This is a genomic window from Streptacidiphilus sp. PB12-B1b, assembly GCF_014084125.1.
Lineage (GTDB): Bacteria > Actinomycetota > Actinomycetes > Streptomycetales > Streptomycetaceae > Streptacidiphilus.
The window spans coordinates 6,371,942-6,387,873 of record NZ_CP048405.1; the positions used below are offsets into that span (position 1 = coordinate 6,371,942).

Genomic DNA, 15,932 nt, shown 5'->3' on the forward strand with positions numbered 1-15,932 from the left:
CTGCCGGCGTGAGGGTCAGCCGTCCTCGGCCATCTCGATCAGCAGCCCGTGGGTGTCGACCACGTACTCGGCTTCACCGCGCTCGGTGTTGGCGCACAGCAGCGCCTCGGGGGGCGCCACCAGCCGGTACAGGTGGCCGGGCAGGCGTCCCCGTCCCCCGTCGGCGAACCTCTGCGCCACCTCGCGGTCGGTGCTCCAGGACCAGTCGGTGCGGCGTTCCGGGACGCTGCCCCGCCACAGCTCCACCGGCTTGGCGGGACGCTCGGCCGCCTTGCCGTCGACGGTGAACCCGGCGACGTCGAACAGCCAGCGCCAGGTGTCGCGGTCCAAGTCCTGGTTCGGGTACTCGGCCGAGGACCAGATACCGCCGATCAGCGCGGTGACCGTGGCCCGGGTGATCTTGTCGTCGCTGTACGCCTCGCCCAGGAACCTCGGCCCGAAGGTCCGGCCCGCCAGGAGGATCAGCCGTTCCAGCTGCTCGGTCGTGAGCGTTTCGGCCTGCTCAAGCTCCTGTGCGGCCTGGTCGGCGAGGTCGATCGTGAAGGGGGTCACCAGCGTTCCCCCGTCCGGTATTCGGCCAGCGGCTTGCCACCAGCCGCCGCCCACGCCAGTTCCTCGGCGTCGGTGCGGGAGGGCATGTCCCTCCAAGACCTGGCCCAGTTCCCGGCGGGCATCCGCAGGGCTGGCCCCAGCTGGAACAGCTCGGCGATCTCCTTGACCGGAGCCAGGACACCGTTCCATTCGCCACGGATTCTGTTGACGATCCACAGGTCGTGGCCCTCGCGGAGGTTGCCGATGATGTCCTCGTAGTAGTCGAGCAGGCCACGGGTCGTGTCCGGGTCGCCGCCGATGGACTCGACGACCAAGGAGGCGTCGGCGTAGTGGCGGCCGTCCGGGCCGACGAACGGACACCGGATGCGGATGTGCCCGGCGAGGTAGATCGCGGGGGTGTCGCCGAGGTGCCGGAGACCGGTCTCGGCCTGCAGCTGCTCGATGTGCACCCGGTTGTAGTTGTCCATGGCGGCCGTCAGCTGTGCCTCGGCGTCGGCGGGGGTCACGGCGCACCGCCCATCTGGGCGCGGAGCGCCCGCAGGCCGGCGACCCACTGCTCGGCGTTCTGGATCATGGTGTCGGCCTGGTCGGCGTCCAGCTCGACGCCTTCGCCGTCGTCGGTCACGCCGTCGTCCTCGGGGCGGATCCGGATCCGGGTCAGGATCGGCTCGCTGTCCTCGGCGAACTGGAACAGCGCCGCCTCGGCGAGGACGAAGCTGCCGTCCGGGGAGGCCAGGCGGACGGGCTCGCCGTCGTGCCGGGTCCAGCCGAACTTGCCGAACTTGCCGCTGGCCGACTCGACGGCCCAGGCCGGCTTCGGGATCGGGTGCTCGTAGCTCATGGTCGTCACCGGGCACCCCCCTGGTGGGCGATGGCCTGGGCGGCGAGGCTGACCAGGAGCGTGTTGAACTCGGCGAACTTGGCGGCGGCGGCGAGGGCCTGCTCGGGGGAGAGCGTCAGGACCGTGCCGCTGATGACGGCGCAGATGTCCGTCGAGGCGGGGAAGCCCGGCTGGGCGGGCCAGTCGTTGACCTCGGCCTCGAGGATGCACTCCTTGGTGACGATGACCTCGGCCTTGGCGATGGTGGTGAACTCGTCCTGCTCGCTGGCGGTCGTGACGGTCACAGGGTCACCGCCAGGTCGGCGGGTGTGACGTCGCGGAGGGCCTTGCCTGACTGGCGTTCGATCACGTCCAGCGCCTGGGCTCGGGTCATCAGAGCCGGGTCGTACGCGCCGACGATGCCGATGTCGCCGGTGTCGACCCAGCGCAGGCCGGAGCCGTCACCCGGCGGGATCGGGAGCACCGCCACGTTCCGACTGGGGTTGCTGGCGTAGTCCAAGGCCGCCACCGGGAAGTGGGCACGGACCTCGGGGTGCACGGCGTGGAAGCTGCCGCTGCACAGGTCGGACAGCTGGGCGACATAGCGCTCGCCCTCGCCCTGGGCCCGTCTGACAGCAGAGCTGCGGTCGGGGATGGTTCTCTGTACCATCAGGGTTGAACTCCTTCACTTACTCGGTGCGCCCTGGCCTTGGAAATCCGGACGCTGGGTGGGTGGTCGGCGAACATGGCCTCGGATGGCGATCCGGGGCCTTCGCCATGTCTGGGGTCAGGCCGCCGTGCGCTTTCGCGCCGGAGCCGGGGCGGCGAGGAGTATCCGTAGGCGGTCCTTGGTCTCCTGGTCGAACTCGGGAGCCCGGTCGACCTCGGCCTTAATTCGTAGCCAGAACCGGGCCTTGGCCAGGTCACCGCGAGCTTTGGCCTCAGCCGCCATCCGGCCGGCGTAGGACTCGCTCACTGGCAGTCCCTGACGAATGGGGCGAGTTCGCGGGCGAGGTCTGACAGGTCGTAGGCATCGGCGAGGCGTGCAAGCGTCTCGACGCTCAAGCCCGCCAATCCCCTCTCGACCTTGGACAGGTGGGACTGGTCCATCCGTGCCCGCGCAGCCGCTTGACTCAGCGACCAGCGGTACCGGCGGCGCAGCGTACGCAAGGGCGAGGTCCACCCCGACTCACATGTAGGGTGGCCAACACTGATGTTTGCCATGACTCAGTTCTAGCCGCTTTTGGCACACCATGCAAGAGGGTTGGCTACCCAACATCTATGTTGGCCCGCTGCTGAGTGGTAACTTCCGGGACGTGGCTGATGAATCTGAGCGGGAATACGTCGCTAGCGTCGAGAAGCGTCTGCACGACGCCCAAGAGGCACGCGAGTTGCCCACGCTGACCGCGGATGGCCTCGTTTCCTACAACCTGCTACGCGCCAGGGAACTGCGCGGATACACGCAGGCCCAAGCCGCCGAACGGATCTCAGCCGCCCTCGGCAAGCAGTGGTCTGTGGCGGTGTACGCCGCAGCGGAACGTTCGCACCGATCGGCGCGAGTCAAGGAGTTCAGCGCCGACGAACTGGTAGCACTGTCACAGGTCTTCGGCGTGCCCATCACGTGGTGGTTCCTTCCGGCGACCCCAACCGGTCACCTGAAGCTTCGTAATGCCGAGCGCGAGATCACCGGCGACCAACTGCTTGAGCTGGTCTTCCCGCACCCGGCGAGCGCAGAGGCAGCCGCACTGAACGAGCGGACAGAGGATCTCTTCAATCAGTTCGCTAGCCAGGCATCCGGACAAGACAACCTGAACAGCTACATGGGCTATATCCACAGGCGCAACGCGGGATTGCAGTCGATGGCGTTCAGCGCCTTTAAGGCAGCCGGCCTGGAGAACGCACCCGGCGAGCTGATGGACATCGCTCGCCGCTGGCAGCAGGCCCTCAACATGCTCCAGTCGGACATTCAGCACCACGGGGTGCCAACCGAGGGTGAGCCCCCCAGGGACACCCGCCCATAGCCCTCAGCTCCCCTCCCGCCCCTTCCACGTGATTTCAATCGTGGTGTCGTCGAAGTAGGTCTGGCCCGGCTCCTTCGGCTCCCCCGGCTTCCCTGGCTTGAAGCCGGGCACCCTGCCGCGTCGAGCAGGATGGATGATCACAGTCATCAGGGCGTCGATGATCGCCCGGCGCTTGTCGAGGTGGTACCCGGGCCACAGTTCAGCGACTTCCGGCGTACCCAGCGGAACCGACGCGAGGACGGACGTTGCGGCGCGACCGGCCATCCTCGCCGTGACGCTCTCCAGTCGGGCCCGGGTGAACGAGGTCGCATCCAAAGCCTGCTTGCGAGTCAAGAGGTCCGCTGCGTAGTCGGCCGCAATGGAGTCCAGCTTGGCTCGCAGCGCGTTCGCGTCCGCGGCCAGGTTCTCCTGCGGCTCCGCAGTGGCGGGCGGCAGCAAAAGCTCCATGGCGTCCGGCCGCGACAGCCGCTCGACGGCCAGGCCCTCGATGTACGCATCCATGTTGAAGACGTCACGGATGACGTGCTTCCCAGTGCGGCACCTGTAGGCGGGCTTGTGCGTCTTCCCGGTCGCTGCGGCCTTGGTGGTGCCGCCGACGCCCGTGGTGGAGCCCCTGACGGTCTCCCCGCACCAGCAGCGGTAGATCCCGGAACCGAGCCACACGCGCCCGTTAGACGTCGTTGTACGGCGTTCCGGGTTCTCCAAGATCGCCTTGCACGCCCGCCACTTCTCCTCCGTCGTGACCGCCGGCCACACCGCGCGGCCGACGATCTCGCCGTCGTGCTCGATGAGACCGGCATTTCTGGGCCGCAACAAGATCCGCCGCAGGCCGGTCGGGTCCACCGGGGTGTACTGGACCTCCCCGCGCGTTCCGTCCGGCTGCTTGCGGCGGCGCCCGGCGCTCGTGATGCCCTTGGTCGCCCAGGCGGCGCAGATCGACCGCAGCGAGTCTCCGGCGATGACCGAGTCCATAGCAGCCTCGGTGTGCCACGCCTCGCTCTCGGGCACGTTCACGGCCGCCGCGCCACACTTTTCGCACTCGCGGTCGGCGGTGAAGCCCTCCGTGGACCCGCACTGCGGGCACTGGAGCGAGCGCAGGGTGCGCCCATCTGCTTCGTAAGCGAACGGGCGCGGACCGCCCCGGTACTCCCCCGCCGCCAGGTTGTCGGCCTTCGCGTCCTTGACGCGCTCGGAAATCTCTTCCGACTCGTACTGGCCGTCGATGGCGGCCCGGCGGGCGTCACGCCGTCCCTCGGCCGTGCTGAGGTCGAATCGACCCTGCTTGATCGTCTCGACCTTGATGTTCTTCTGGATGATCAGGTCGAAGAAGTCGAAGGCGTCCCCGATCTGCCGGTACAGGCGCTTCGGGGACAGGGCGAGGACCGCGTCCACCTCGCCGGCGCGGATCATGGCGAGCATCTGCTCGTACTTCGGACGTGGCTTCCCCGAGTACGCCGACAGGTCGTTCTCGACAAGGACGGCGACCACGTCCCAGCCGTTGCGGTCAGCGCGGTTGCGGCAGTCCCGCTCCTGACGCTCGACGCCGGCACCGCGGCCCTCACGGTCATCAGAGATCCGCGCGTAGATGACGACCCGTACTCGGCCGCCTTCGAGAGTCGTCTTCATGGTGGCCAGCGTAGCCACGTAAAAGAGTTTTCGTCTAGCCATTGACAGGTCGAAGCCGCTGCCGCTCTTGGGGACGGAGGCCGGGGAGAGGCCGACGGTGAGTTTGCGCTGGGGCCATTTCTCGCCGCTGTTGACGACGGCGGCCCGGACCCGGTCGCGGGCCTCGCTGAGGGCTTTGTCCGGAAGGCCGACGATGGTGAAGGCGGCGACGCCGGGCTCCAGGTCGGCCTGGACCTCGACCACCACGCCGTCGACGCCGAGGAGAGCCACCGAGCCGGTATGGGCGAAGGCCATGTCAGCCCACCGCCCCGGGCAGGTGGCTGACCCGGGCCGCGCCCCGGGCGCCGTGCACCACGCAGACCAGGTCGATGCGGACCCCGCCGGGCGGGGGCGGCCCGCTCCAGCGCTCGGCGAGCCAGCGCTCCGCCAGCTCGGCGAGCCGGGCGGACTTGATGGCGTCCACGGCCTCGGCGGGGCTCTGGAAGCCGTGCTCGGTGCGGGTCTTGACCTCGCAGACGGCGAGGGTGTCGCCGTCCAGGGCGACGATGTCGAGCTCCCCGGCCCGGCAGCGCCAGTTGCGTTCCAGGACGTCGAGCCCGGCGGCGGCCAGGTGGCGGGCGGCGGCGTCCTCGCCGTAGCGGCCGAGTGCCTGTGTGCGTGCGGTCATCGCAGTCACCTCCGGAACAGGACTCTTCCGCTCCCGGGGGCGGTGGTGCGAGGGGGTTCCGGCGTTCTGTGGACAACCTGGGGGGTGTGAAAAACTCAGCCGCCCGGACGGGTGAGTCCGGGCGGCCGGGTGTTGACGGTCGAACGGCCGGGCCGGGCGGGGGCCGGGCCGGCGGGCCGGGTCAGGGCCCGAAACCGGCCTCGTCGGAGGGCAGTTCGAGATCGCTCTTGGCAAGTTCCTCGACGTTGACGTCCTTGAAGGTCAGCACCCTGACCTTGCGGACGAAGCGGGCCGGTCGGTACATGTCCCAGACCCAGGCGTCCGCCATGGACACCTCGAAGAACACCTCGCCCTGGACCGAGTGGACCTGCAGCTCGTAGTCGTTGGTGAGGTAGAAGCGGCGCTCGGTCTCGATCACGAACTTGAACAGCCCGACGACGTCGCGGTACTCCCGGTAGAGCTTGAGCTCCATCTCGGTCTCGTACTTCTCGAGGTCCTCGGCACTCATTCCCCACGTTCCCCTCAGCTGTGCGTATGTTCGTCCATTGTGGACCACGCGGCCGGACCGGAGAGCAGGACCGGCCGGGCCGGCGCTCCGTCCCTCAGGACGGACGCCAGCAGTGGTGCCAGCGCCTCCGGATAGACCGTCTCGGCGGTGGCGAGCAGGTCCGCGGCGGTCCACCAGCGCAGGCCGTCGGTGCTGCGGCGCTCCAGCGCGGTCTGGCCGGAGGTGTCCGTCGCGGTGGTCGCGGTCCGGGCCAGGAAGTACCACTCGTCCTGTTCGAAGGAGCGGCCGTCGAAGCTGAAGGCGCTGCTGCGGCGGGCGACCAGGGGCCCGATCCGGACCTCGCGGATGCCGGTCTCCTCCTCGATCTCGCGCCGGGCGGCGGTCGGCAGGTCCTCGCCGGGCTCGACCCCGCCGCCGGGGGTGAACCACCACTGGCGGTCCCGGTCCAGCGGGTCGAAGCCGTGCAGCAGCAGGATGCGGTCGGCCGGGTCGAGCAGCAGCACCCGGGCCGCCGTCCGCCGCAGCACCGTCGGCTCGGTCATCTCAGCCTCCCGGGCAGCCTCGGCTCGGTCACTCCCGGTGGCCCCGCAGCCGCCGTGCCAGTCCTCCCAACGTACCCAGCGCGGCGGTCAGCAACACCAGCGCGGCCCCGCCGAGGGTGGCCCAGGTGGCGGCGGCCAGCGGTCCGTGCGCGGAGGCGTCGCGGCCGGGCAGGGCGTCGAAGGCGGTGGTGCGGGCGATGGCGGCGGTGTGGCCGAGCGGCCAGACGGTGCCGTCGACCCGGGCGAGCACCTGGTCGGCGGCGACCGTGCCGTCGTCCAGCATCAGGTGGACCCGGGAGTCCTGGGAGACGGCGCGGTTGTCGCCGAGCAGGAACAGTCGGCCGGGCGGCACCACCGCGGTGAACTTCGTCTGCGGGACCCCGGCGAGGGCGCCGGCCTGACGGGTGTAGGGCTCGGTGACGGGGTGGCCGTCCACGGTGATCCGGCCGCTGCTGTCGCAGCAGACCACGGTGTCGCCGCCGATCCCGACCACCCGCTTGACCAGGTTCGACCCCTCCCACTGCGGGTCGTTGAAGACGACGACGTCGCCGCGGCCGATGGCGGACGGCGTGACCGGGTGGGCCAGCACCACGTCGCCGGGCTTGATGGTGGGCTGCATGGAGTCGGTGGGCACGCTGTACGGGCGGTACTGGACGGCCAGCACGGCGAAGCCCCCGACCATGGCGATCAGGCCGACGGTGATGCCCAGGCCCTGCAGCAGCTGCCCCAGCCCCCAGCGGCCCAGCAGCCCCCGCCGCGGTCCGCCCCCGGTCCGGCTCCCGGTACCGCTCGCCACTGCCGCCATGCGCCCTCCCTCGATCACCGGCCCATGCGCAAGGCCGCAGGACGTCCTCGCATGCTACTGAGGAGTACTGCGGCCCTGGCAAGAGCTGTCGGGAAGGAGTTCGGACCGGGTTTCAGTCCTGCTTGCGGCGCGCGCGGCGCAGCCGGCCGCGTCGGTAGAGGTACGTCAGCGGCACCGCGCCGATCAGGCCCGCCGCGCCGGGCGAGTTGACCAGCAGTGCGCCGGCCGTGCCGCCGCCGGCGGCCTGGGCGGACTGGTCGCCGATGCCCGGCTGGGTGAAGGTCGAGGGGATCGGCAGCGTCGCCCAGTGCGAGAGCGGCCAGGCCACCAGGATCGCCCGGCCGACGACGTCGCTGTCCGGAACGGCCCCGCCGCCGGGCTCGTCCATGTGGTAGCGCGAGTCCAGCGAGTCGTTGCGGTGGTCGCCCATGACCCAGATGGAGTTGGCGGGCACCTTGAACGGGCCGAAGTTCTTGTCGCCGCAGGGGGTGGCGCCCGGGTAGATGTACGGCTCGGTGAGCGCCTTGCCGTTGACGTAGACCGGGCCGGTGCCCTTGCAGCTGATGGTGTCCCCGCCGACCGCGATGACCCGCTTGATCAGGTCCTTCTCGTTGGCGGAGGGCATCAGGCCGATCCAGCTGAGGGCGTCCTGGATGCCCCGGACGAAGGAGTTGCTGCTCTGCGAGGTGGTGGGCTCGTCGGCCAGCCAGTTGCCCGGGTCGTGGAAGACCACGACCTCGCCGCGCGAGGGCTTGTCGCCGAAGTGCGGCGTCAGCTTGTCCACCAGCACCCGGTCGCCGATCTGCAGGGTGTTCTCCATCGACCCCGAGGGGATGGAGAACGCCTGCACCAGGAACGTCTTGATCAGCAGCGCCAGCACCAGCGCCACGATGACCAGGATCGGCAGCTCCTTCCAGAAGGAGCGCTGCGGCTTCTTGCTCTTCCCCGAACCGCCCGGGGCGGTGCCGTCCCGGCCGCCGGGGCCGTCGCCGCCGGACGCGGCGGCGCCGGTGGCGGCGGGCTTGGACCCGCTGTGCGAGAAGCGCTCGCCCGCGCCGTCGCCGGCCTCGCCGAGGGGGCCGAGGGGGTCCGCCTCCGGTCGCCCGGTCTGATCGCTGCCTTGGTCGCCGCGTCCTTCGTCGTCCACGGACTCCACGGTACGGCTGCCCCCATCCTCGGGCTCGCCGATACCGGAGTGGGCACCGATCGCAAGATCCCCCACGTCGCCTCCTTGCTGCCGTGCGGACGCCCAGCGTCCGCTCATCACTACTGTCGTCAGGCGCTGCCGCCTGGTGGAGCCGCTGTCCGCGACCGTCGGCCTCGCCGACGCCGCCAGTTGCGGAAGCGGGAGGAGGCAGACGCAGCCACACCCATAACGAGCGGAAGTTCCCCGGGAATCGGCCCGAGCACCGCTGCGGACGATACTTGACGAAGACTTTGTCCTGGGACCGCCGACGCCGCGGCCGGGGGCGCCGTCTGCGGGACGGGCAGCGTGCGCCAGTGCGAGAACGGCCAGACCACCGCGACCGCCCGCCCCACCACGTCCTTCTCCGGGACGAAGCCGCCGGTGGCGTCGGACATGTGGTAGCGGGAGTCCGCGGAGATGTCGCGGTGGTCGCCCATCACCCAGATCTTCCCGGCCGGGACCTTCACCTTGAAGGTGATCAGCGACGGCGGATTCCCAGGAAACACGTAGGGCTCGTCCAGGGGCTTGCCGTTGACGGTCACGCGCCCCTTGCTGTCGCAGCAGGCGACGGTGTCGCCGGGGACGCCGATCACCCGCTTGATCAGGTCGCGGTCGGAGGGCAGCAGTCCGACGAAGGTGAAGGCGGTCTTGACCGCGCCCAGGACCGGGCCGTCCTTGGGCACCGGGTCGTCCGAGAGCCAGTTGTCGGGGTCGTTGAAGACGACTACCTCGCCGCGCTGGGGCTTCCAGCCGAACCAGGGCGAGAGCTTGTCCACGACCACCCGGTCGCCGATGGCGATGGTGTTCTGCATGGAGCCCGACGGGATCGAGAACACCTGCACGAAGAAGGTCTGCAGCATCAGGGTGATCAGCAGCGCGACCACCATGATCAGGGGTATCTCGCGGATCAGCGAGCGGCGTCTGCGGCGCTGCGCGCGCCGGGCGGCCCGGCGCCGGTCCGCGCGCCCGCGCCCGGCCCGCTCGGAGCGCGAACCGGTATCGGAGCGCGAACCGGTCCCGGGGCGCGAGCCGCTGTCGGGGCGCGACGCCCGCTCGGCGCGCGAGCCCCGCTCGCCCTCCGCCGCGGGGCGCTCCGGCGCGCCGCTCCTGCCCCTGCTACCCACGTACGGCGCCCTTCCGCAGCTCTGACTCAAGCACGGCGAAGATCTGCGGACGGTCCACCGAGCGCCAGTCGTCGACCGGGTACACCACCCAGTCGACTCGACCGATCACCCTGTCGACGGGTACGAAGCCGCCGCCGGGGTCGCCCAGGTGGTCACGGGAGTCCCGCGACTGGGAGCGGTGGTCTCCCAGCACGAACAGTGTGCCCGAAGGAACCTTCACCGAGAAGGGCACCGTCGAGGGGGCGTCGCCGGGGAAGAGGTACGCGGACTCGTCCAGCGGAACGCCGTCCACGCTCACCCGGCCGCTGCGGTCACAGCAAGTCACCGTGTCGCCACCGACGCCGATCACCCGCTTGACGAAGTCGTTCCCCGAACTGTCGTCCGGGTCGGCCGAGTTGGCGGTGATGAAGGAGCCCCGGCCGTCGAAGACGACGACGTCGCCGCGCTTGGGGGCGCCGAAACGATACGCCAGCTTGTCCACGACCACCCGGTCGCCGACCTTCAGGGTGCCCTCCATCGACCCGCTGGGGATCGAGAAGGGCTCCGCCACGAACCGGGTGACCAGGAACAGTGCCAGCGCGCAGACCACGACCAGCACCGCGGCGTCGCGCAGCAGTCCGCGAACGGCAGAGGACCGCGAGTGCTCCTCCGGGGCTCCGGCGTCGGCCGGATCGGGAGGGGACTCGCGGTCCTCGGGCGCTTCTTGGGTCTCCATGGCCGCAGTAGCTTATGGCACCGCGGTGAGGACGACCTCAGCGGTCGCGCTTCTCCTTGATCTTCGCGGCCTTGCCGCGCAGGTCGCGCAGGTAGTACAGCTTGGCGCGGCGGACGGCGCCACGAGTCACGACCTCGATCTTCTCGACGACCGGGGTGTGCACCGGGAAGGTGCGCTCCACGCCGACGTTGAAGCTGACCTTGCGGACCGTGAAGGTCTCGCGGATGCCGTCACCCTGACGACGGATGACAACGCCCTTGAACTGCTGCACACGCGAGCGGCTGCCCTCGATGACGCGCACGTGGACGTTGACGGTGTCGCCGGGGCGGAAGGACGGGATGTCGCTGCGGACCGAGGCCGCGTCGACCGCACTGAGCAGGTTGCTCATTTTTGTCTCCATCGCAGGCGCCACGGGCCACCCACGGAAAGTAGCGTGAAATGGTTGTGCTGTGTGTCACCCGGTTGACGGCGTCTCCCCCGTGGCAGGGGCGCCGGGCCGACCGGCCGGTTCCGAGGAGTCGGCGGCGGCCGAGGACAGGCAGCGACCGCCTATTCTTCCACACCGCTCGCCGTGCGCCTAAACCGCGCCTGCGCCTCGTCCCAGTGGACGCCCAGTTCGGCCAGCGCGCGCAGGTCGTGCTTGTCCATCGCGGACCGGTCCCAGCGCTCCAGCAGGTCCGGGCGCATCGCCAGGGTGCGGGCGAACGCCTGGTCGCGCCGCCAGCGGGCGATCCTGCCGTGGTTGCCGCTGAGCAGGACCTCCGGCACCGGCAGGCCGCGCCACTCGGCGGGCTTGGTGTAGACCGGGCCCTCCAGCAGGTCGGCCATCCGGCCCGGGGCGAAGGAGTCGTCCTGGTGCGACTCGGCGTTGCCGAGGACGCCCGGCAGCAGCCTGGCCACCGCCTCGACGATGACCAGCACCGCGACCTCACCGCCGGCCAGCACGTAGTCGCCGATGGAGACCTCGACCACCGGCATCCGGGTCGCGGCGTCGTCGATCACCCGGCGGTCGATGCCCTCGTAGCGGGCCGGGGCGAAGGCCAGCCAGGGGCGTCCGGCCAGCTCCTGGGCCAGCTGCTGGGTGAACGGCCGGCCGCTGGGGGTGGGCACCACCAGCGTCGGGGCCTCGCCGTCGGCGGGACCGGCCGAGGCGGTGACGCCGTCCAGCGCGGCCGCCCAGGGCTCGGGCTTCATCACCATGCCGGGGCCGCCGCCGTACGGGGAGTCGTCCACGGTGCGGTGCACGTCGGCGGTGTGCTCGCGCAGCCCGTGCAGCCGGACGTCCAGCAGGCCCCGGGCGCGGGCCTTGCCGACCAGGGAGACGTTCAACGGCTCCAGGTACTCGGGAAAGATGGTGACGATGTCGATGCGCAAGCCTCGGAGCCCCTTACTCGGACTCGGCGTCGGCGTCGGCGGTGTCTACGTCGGCGTCCGGCTCGTCCGCGCGGGCGGAGGCGACCTCCGCCTGGGACGGGTCGAGCAGGCCCGGCGGCGGGGTGAGCACCGCCCGGCGCCGGTCGAGGTCGATCTCCGGGACGATCTCGTGGACGAACGGCACCAGCGCCTCGCTCCCGTCCGGGCGCTTCACCGACAGCAGGTCCTGCGCGGGCAGGTGCAGCACCGCGGCCAGCTCGCCGACCGGGGTGCCGTCGGCGAGGACGACCTCCAGGCCGATCAGCTGGTGGTCGTAGAACTCCTCCGGATCGTCCGGGGTCTGCGCCGGGTCGACCTCGGCGATCAGCAGGGTGCCGCGCAGCGCCTCGGCGCCGTTGCGGTCGTCGATCCCCTGGAACCGGAGCAGCAGCCGTCCGCTGTGCACACGCCCGTCGGCCACGGTGAGCGGGCCGGCCGAGGCGGGGTCGGTGGCCAGCACCGCGCCGGGCGCGAGCCGCAGTTCCGGCTCGTCGGTGCGCACCTCCACCGAGACCTGCCCCTTGATGCCGTGGGCCCGGCCGATCCGGGCGACGACGAGCTGCACGGTGATCCTTCTCCTCTGGACACGGAAATGACACGCAAAGGGCTCGGGGCCGGTCAGGACGTGACGTCCCGACCGGCCCCGAGCGTTGCCTTCTGATCTATCGCACGCCGTCCACGTCGACCAGGTCGACGCGGACACTGCGACCGCCGAGGGCGGTGACCACGGTGCGCAGGGCACGCGCGGTACGGCCGCCCCGGCCGATGACCTTGCCGAGGTCCTCGGGGTGCACGCGCACTTCGAGGATGCGGCCCCGGCGAAGTTCACGCGAGTGCACCTGGACGTCGTCCGGGTTCTCGACGATGCCCTTGACCAGGTGTTCGAGGGCTTCCTCGAGCATGGATCAGGCCTCGGTGGCGGGCGCGTCGGACTCGGCCGCGGCCTCGTCCTTCTTGTCCGACTTCTTGGCCTTGGGGGTGATCGCCACGCCGGTGGTGGAGTCCTCGAAGCCCGCGACGGCCTTGGCGAAGAGGTGCGAGAAGTCCGTGACCTTGGGCTCGGCGACCTTGAGCGGCGCCGGGGCGGGAAGGCCCTTGAACTGCTGCCAGTCACCGGTGAGCTTGAGGATGGCGAGCACGGCCTCGGTCGGCTGGGCGCCGACGCTCAGCCAGTACTGGGCGCGCTCGTTGTCGACCTTGATGATCGAGGGGTCGTAGGTCGGCTGGTAGACGCCGATCTCCTCGATCGCGCGACCGTCACGCTTGGTGCGGGCGTCGGCGACGACGATGCGGTAGTGCGGGGAGCGAATCTTGCCGAGACGCTTCAGCTTGATCTTGACTGCCACGGGAGTGGTTCTCCTGGATTTGACGTGGGTGAGCAACCGCGCATTCCACGTGGGGTTGCGGCTGCAGGTTGCTCGACGGACACGTCAGCCGGAGGAGAGAGGGGTCCTGCTCGGCTGCCGAGTACTCAGCTGTCCATTCTGCCATAGGTCGGCTGCCGGATTTCCCGCGCGGTCACGCCTGGGCTGCTCCGTCCGCGATCCGGAAGGGCTGACCGCAGGCGCCGCAGACGATCGCGGCCTGGGACAGCACCGAGGGGACCACCCGGACGTTGCGCCCGCAGTCGCAGACGGCCTTGACCCGGACGCCTCCGCCCGAGGAGCCGTGCCGCGCCGAGGGGCCCCGGAAGCTGCGCACCCGGTCGGCGCCGGAGCCGCTGGTGGCGGCGGCGTGGACGTCGAGCGCGGCCTGCAGCCGGTCGATGGTGTCCGCGTAGCGCTCCCGCGTCTCCGGCCGCAGCGTCACCAGCGAGAACCCGCTGCTGGCGTGCGGATCGGCGGCGTGGTCCAGGCCCAGCTCGTCGGCGAGGGCCAGGAACCGGCGGTTGTGGTAGCGGCCGGCGCGCGAGGTGTCCCGGATGCCGCGGGCGGCGGCGAGTCCGTGGGCTGCCTCGTGCAGCAGCCGCTCAAAGCCCAGCTCGGACCCGCAGGCCGAGGAGGACTCCCCGATCAGGGACTCCGGGGCCGCGAGGTTGGGCAGGTCGGGGTGGTGGCGCTGGATGTCGCCCCAGGCGAGGGCCAGCTCGGCCGCGAGGACCAGAGGTTGTTGTGTCGTGCTCACGCAACGCCAAACGAGGGAAGGTCCCGTCATGTTCCGGGGATGACGAGATCAGCGTGGACGGCCTGAGCCGAACGGCCGCCGAATCGTTCCTCCGGCACTGGCCGCCGACCTGCCCCGACTTCGGCCGCACCCGCCCCCACCTGCGGTTTCACCGCGCGGGGCGGCCGAAAACGCCGGTGGCCCGCCGCCTTCCCGGAGGAAGGAAGCGGACCACATTCTCTACGGAAATCGGCGGACAACCGTCTCAGCCAGTGAGATCAGCGCCGTCGGCACGCGCGGAACGGGTGTCCGCGCGGACCGGCGGGCACGGATCAGTAGGCGCGGGCGACGATTGCGACGTTGCCGGGCTGGTCGTCGGCGGCCGGGACCGAGCCGTCCTCGGCCACCAGGCAGCGCACCGAGACGCCCTGCTCGGCCAGCTTGCGCTCGCCCTCCGGGCCCAGCTCGGCCCAGGACATCCGGCCCCAGCCGGTGGCGGCCGCCTCGACCGCCTCGCCCAGGGTGGAGACCTCGGCCGTGCGGCTCTCGCGGCGCTCACGGGACTGGCGCAGCAGCAGCGCCTGGTCCTCCTCCAGGATGCCGGGGACCAGCGACGCCAGCGCGTCCGCCGCCACCGGCTCCTTGCCGCCGGGGATGCGGCGGGCCAGCATCGCGGTGCCGGACTCCAGGTCGCGCGGGCCGACCTCGATCCGGACCGGGACGCCCTTCAGCTCCCAGTCCACCGCGCGGCGGCCGAACGGGGTGTCGGTGCGGTCGTCCACGACCACGCGCACCCCGGCGGCCTCCAGCTGCGCGCCGATCTCGCGGACCTTGGCGATCACCGCGTCGTCGCCCTTGATGGCGAGCACCACGGCCTGGGTGGCGGCCAGCCGCGGCGGGACCCGCAGGCCGTTGTCGTCGCCGTGCGACATGATCAGGCCGCCGACCATGCGGGTGGAGCTGCCCCAGGAGGTCTGCCAGACGTACTCGCGCTCGCTGCCGTTGGAGAGGTACTGGGTGTTGAAGGCCTTGGCGAAGTTCTGGCCCAGCTCGTGGCTGGTGCCCATCTGCAGGGCCTTGCCGTCGCCCATCATCGACTCGAGGGTGAGCGTGTTGATGGCCCCGGCGAAGCGCTCCTTGGCGGTCTTGCGGCCGAGAACCACGTCGATGCCCAGGATGTTGGTCATGAAGTCGCCGTACACCTCGGTGTGGATGTGCGAGGCGTAGTCGCGGGCGTCCTCGTAGGTGGCGTGGGCGGTGTGGCCCTCCTGCCAGAGGAACTCGGTGGTGCGCAGGAAGACCCGCGGGCGCAGCTCCCAGCGGACCACGTTGGCCCACTGGTTGATCAGCAGCGGCAGGTCCCGGTGGCTCTGCACCCACTTGGAGAAGTACTCGTTGATGATGGTCTCGGAGGTGGGCCGGACGACGACCGGCTCCTCCAGTTCCTTGCCGCCGCCGTGGGTGACCACGGCCAGCTCGGGGGCGAAGCCCTCGACGTGCTCGGCCTCGCGGGTCAGGTAGGACTGCGGGATGAACAGCGGGAAGTAGGCGTTCTGCGCGCCCGCCTTCTTGATCCGCGCGTCCATCTCCTGCTGCATCCGCTCCCACAGCGCGTAGCCGTACGGTCGGATGACCATGGTGCCGCGCACCGGACCGTTGTCGGCCAGCTCGGCCTTGTTGATCAGATCCTGGTACCAGCGGGGAAAATCGTCCGCCTGGGGGGTGAGAACGGGAGCTTTTGCCATGGGGCGAATGGTATCCCGCCGTGGGCGGGGCAGCCGAACCGCTTGCCGAGGGGCGGGCGGCGGCGCACGGCGGCGGCGGGTTTTCAATACCTCCGCGCTCTGGAC

The 15,932-nt window shown here is 70.7% G+C and carries 23 protein-coding genes; 1 reads left to right on the forward strand and 22 read right to left on the reverse strand.

Annotated elements, in window-relative coordinates:
• Positions 1–15 precede the first annotated feature (15 nt).
• From GXW83_RS27595 to GXW83_RS35465, 7 genes are all read right to left on the reverse strand, one after another.
• On the reverse strand, positions 16–552 hold the full coding sequence (locus GXW83_RS27595; protein WP_182445764.1) for a hypothetical protein: 537 nt from the start codon (positions 550–552) through the stop codon (positions 16–18).
• Positions 549–1,058: a hypothetical protein gene (locus GXW83_RS27600; RefSeq protein ID WP_182445765.1), complete on the reverse strand. Its 510-nt coding sequence runs from the start codon at positions 1,056–1,058 to the stop codon at positions 549–551. The genes GXW83_RS27595 and GXW83_RS27600 overlap by 4 nt, the downstream gene beginning before the upstream one ends.
• Positions 1,055–1,402, reverse strand: a complete 348-nt coding sequence (locus tag GXW83_RS27605; protein ID WP_182445766.1) for a hypothetical protein — start codon at positions 1,400–1,402, stop codon at positions 1,055–1,057. The genes GXW83_RS27600 and GXW83_RS27605 overlap by 4 nt, the downstream gene beginning before the upstream one ends.
• Positions 1,399–1,677, reverse strand: a complete 279-nt coding sequence (locus GXW83_RS27610; protein WP_182445767.1) for a hypothetical protein — start codon at positions 1,675–1,677, stop codon at positions 1,399–1,401. The genes GXW83_RS27605 and GXW83_RS27610 overlap by 4 nt, the downstream gene beginning before the upstream one ends.
• Complete coding sequence (locus GXW83_RS27615) at positions 1,674–2,042, reverse strand: hypothetical protein (RefSeq protein ID WP_182445768.1); 369 nt, start codon at positions 2,040–2,042, stop codon at positions 1,674–1,676. The genes GXW83_RS27610 and GXW83_RS27615 overlap by 4 nt, the downstream gene beginning before the upstream one ends.
• 117 nt (positions 2,043–2,159) lie before the next feature.
• The gene (locus GXW83_RS27620) at positions 2,160–2,348 is read right to left on the reverse strand and encodes a hypothetical protein (protein ID WP_182445769.1); all 189 of its coding nucleotides are present in this window, start codon (positions 2,346–2,348) and stop codon (positions 2,160–2,162) included.
• Entirely contained in the window at positions 2,345–2,596 is a 252-nt protein-coding gene (locus GXW83_RS35465) for a helix-turn-helix domain-containing protein (protein ID WP_182445770.1), read from the reverse strand. The genes GXW83_RS27620 and GXW83_RS35465 overlap by 4 nt, the downstream gene beginning before the upstream one ends.
• A gap of 92 nt (positions 2,597–2,688) precedes the next feature.
• Between GXW83_RS35465 and GXW83_RS27630 the strand changes: the two genes are divergently transcribed.
• Positions 2,689–3,393, forward strand: a complete 705-nt coding sequence (locus GXW83_RS27630) for a helix-turn-helix transcriptional regulator (protein WP_182445771.1) — start codon at positions 2,689–2,691, stop codon at positions 3,391–3,393.
• 3 nt (positions 3,394–3,396) lie between these two features.
• On the opposite strand, the gene GXW83_RS27635 is transcribed toward GXW83_RS27630, so the two are convergent.
• From GXW83_RS27635 to proS, 15 genes are all read right to left on the reverse strand, one after another.
• Positions 3,397–5,313, reverse strand: a complete 1,917-nt coding sequence (locus GXW83_RS27635) for a recombinase family protein (RefSeq protein ID WP_182445772.1) — start codon at positions 5,311–5,313, stop codon at positions 3,397–3,399.
• A 1-nt stretch (position 5,314) separates the two neighbouring features.
• Positions 5,315–5,686 carry a YraN family protein gene (locus GXW83_RS27640; protein WP_182445773.1) on the reverse strand — a complete coding sequence of 124 codons (372 nt, stop codon included), beginning with the start codon at positions 5,684–5,686 and terminating at the stop codon, positions 5,315–5,317.
• Positions 5,687–5,867: 181 nt separating this feature from the next.
• Positions 5,868–6,194 (reverse strand): DUF2469 domain-containing protein, encoded by a 327-nt coding sequence (locus GXW83_RS27645; protein WP_034090139.1) that lies wholly within the window; start codon positions 6,192–6,194, stop codon positions 5,868–5,870.
• A 14-nt stretch (positions 6,195–6,208) separates the two neighbouring features.
• Positions 6,209–6,736 (reverse strand): NUDIX hydrolase, encoded by a 528-nt coding sequence (locus GXW83_RS27650; protein ID WP_182445774.1) that lies wholly within the window; start codon positions 6,734–6,736, stop codon positions 6,209–6,211.
• 28 nt (positions 6,737–6,764) lie between these two features.
• Positions 6,765–7,541: a signal peptidase I gene (gene lepB, locus GXW83_RS27655; RefSeq protein ID WP_182445775.1), complete on the reverse strand. Its 777-nt coding sequence runs from the start codon at positions 7,539–7,541 to the stop codon at positions 6,765–6,767.
• Between the two features lie 112 nt (positions 7,542–7,653).
• The gene (gene lepB, locus GXW83_RS27660) at positions 7,654–8,763 is read right to left on the reverse strand and encodes a signal peptidase I (protein WP_225447292.1); all 1,110 of its coding nucleotides are present in this window, start codon (positions 8,761–8,763) and stop codon (positions 7,654–7,656) included.
• A 53-nt stretch (positions 8,764–8,816) separates the two neighbouring features.
• A complete protein-coding gene (lepB, locus tag GXW83_RS27665) occupies positions 8,817–9,851 on the reverse strand; it encodes a signal peptidase I (protein ID WP_182445777.1) in 1,035 nt (344 codons plus the stop codon).
• Positions 9,844–10,566, reverse strand: a complete 723-nt coding sequence (gene lepB / locus GXW83_RS27670; RefSeq protein WP_182445778.1) for a signal peptidase I — start codon at positions 10,564–10,566, stop codon at positions 9,844–9,846. The genes lepB (GXW83_RS27665) and lepB (GXW83_RS27670) overlap by 8 nt, the downstream gene beginning before the upstream one ends.
• A gap of 37 nt (positions 10,567–10,603) precedes the next feature.
• Positions 10,604–10,954, reverse strand: coding sequence for a 50S ribosomal protein L19 (gene rplS / locus GXW83_RS27675; RefSeq protein ID WP_182445779.1), 351 nt, complete (start codon positions 10,952–10,954; stop codon positions 10,604–10,606).
• Between the two features lie 161 nt (positions 10,955–11,115).
• Positions 11,116–11,940, reverse strand: coding sequence for a tRNA (guanosine(37)-N1)-methyltransferase TrmD (gene trmD / locus GXW83_RS27680; RefSeq protein WP_182445780.1), 825 nt, complete (start codon positions 11,938–11,940; stop codon positions 11,116–11,118).
• A 13-nt stretch (positions 11,941–11,953) separates the two neighbouring features.
• A complete protein-coding gene (gene rimM / locus GXW83_RS27685) occupies positions 11,954–12,544 on the reverse strand; it encodes a ribosome maturation factor RimM (RefSeq protein ID WP_182445781.1) in 591 nt (196 codons plus the stop codon).
• Between the two features lie 97 nt (positions 12,545–12,641).
• Positions 12,642–12,881, reverse strand: a complete 240-nt coding sequence (locus GXW83_RS27690) for an RNA-binding protein (protein WP_182445782.1) — start codon at positions 12,879–12,881, stop codon at positions 12,642–12,644.
• 3 nt (positions 12,882–12,884) lie between these two features.
• The gene (gene rpsP / locus GXW83_RS27695) at positions 12,885–13,325 is read right to left on the reverse strand and encodes a 30S ribosomal protein S16 (RefSeq protein ID WP_182445783.1); all 441 of its coding nucleotides are present in this window, start codon (positions 13,323–13,325) and stop codon (positions 12,885–12,887) included.
• A gap of 172 nt (positions 13,326–13,497) precedes the next feature.
• Complete coding sequence (locus GXW83_RS27700) at positions 13,498–14,103, reverse strand: hypothetical protein (RefSeq protein ID WP_182445784.1); 606 nt, start codon at positions 14,101–14,103, stop codon at positions 13,498–13,500.
• A 311-nt stretch (positions 14,104–14,414) separates the two neighbouring features.
• Positions 14,415–15,827 carry a proline--tRNA ligase gene (gene proS, locus GXW83_RS27705; protein ID WP_182445785.1) on the reverse strand — a complete coding sequence of 471 codons (1,413 nt, stop codon included), beginning with the start codon at positions 15,825–15,827 and terminating at the stop codon, positions 14,415–14,417.
• Between the last annotated feature and the right edge of the window lie 105 nt (positions 15,828–15,932).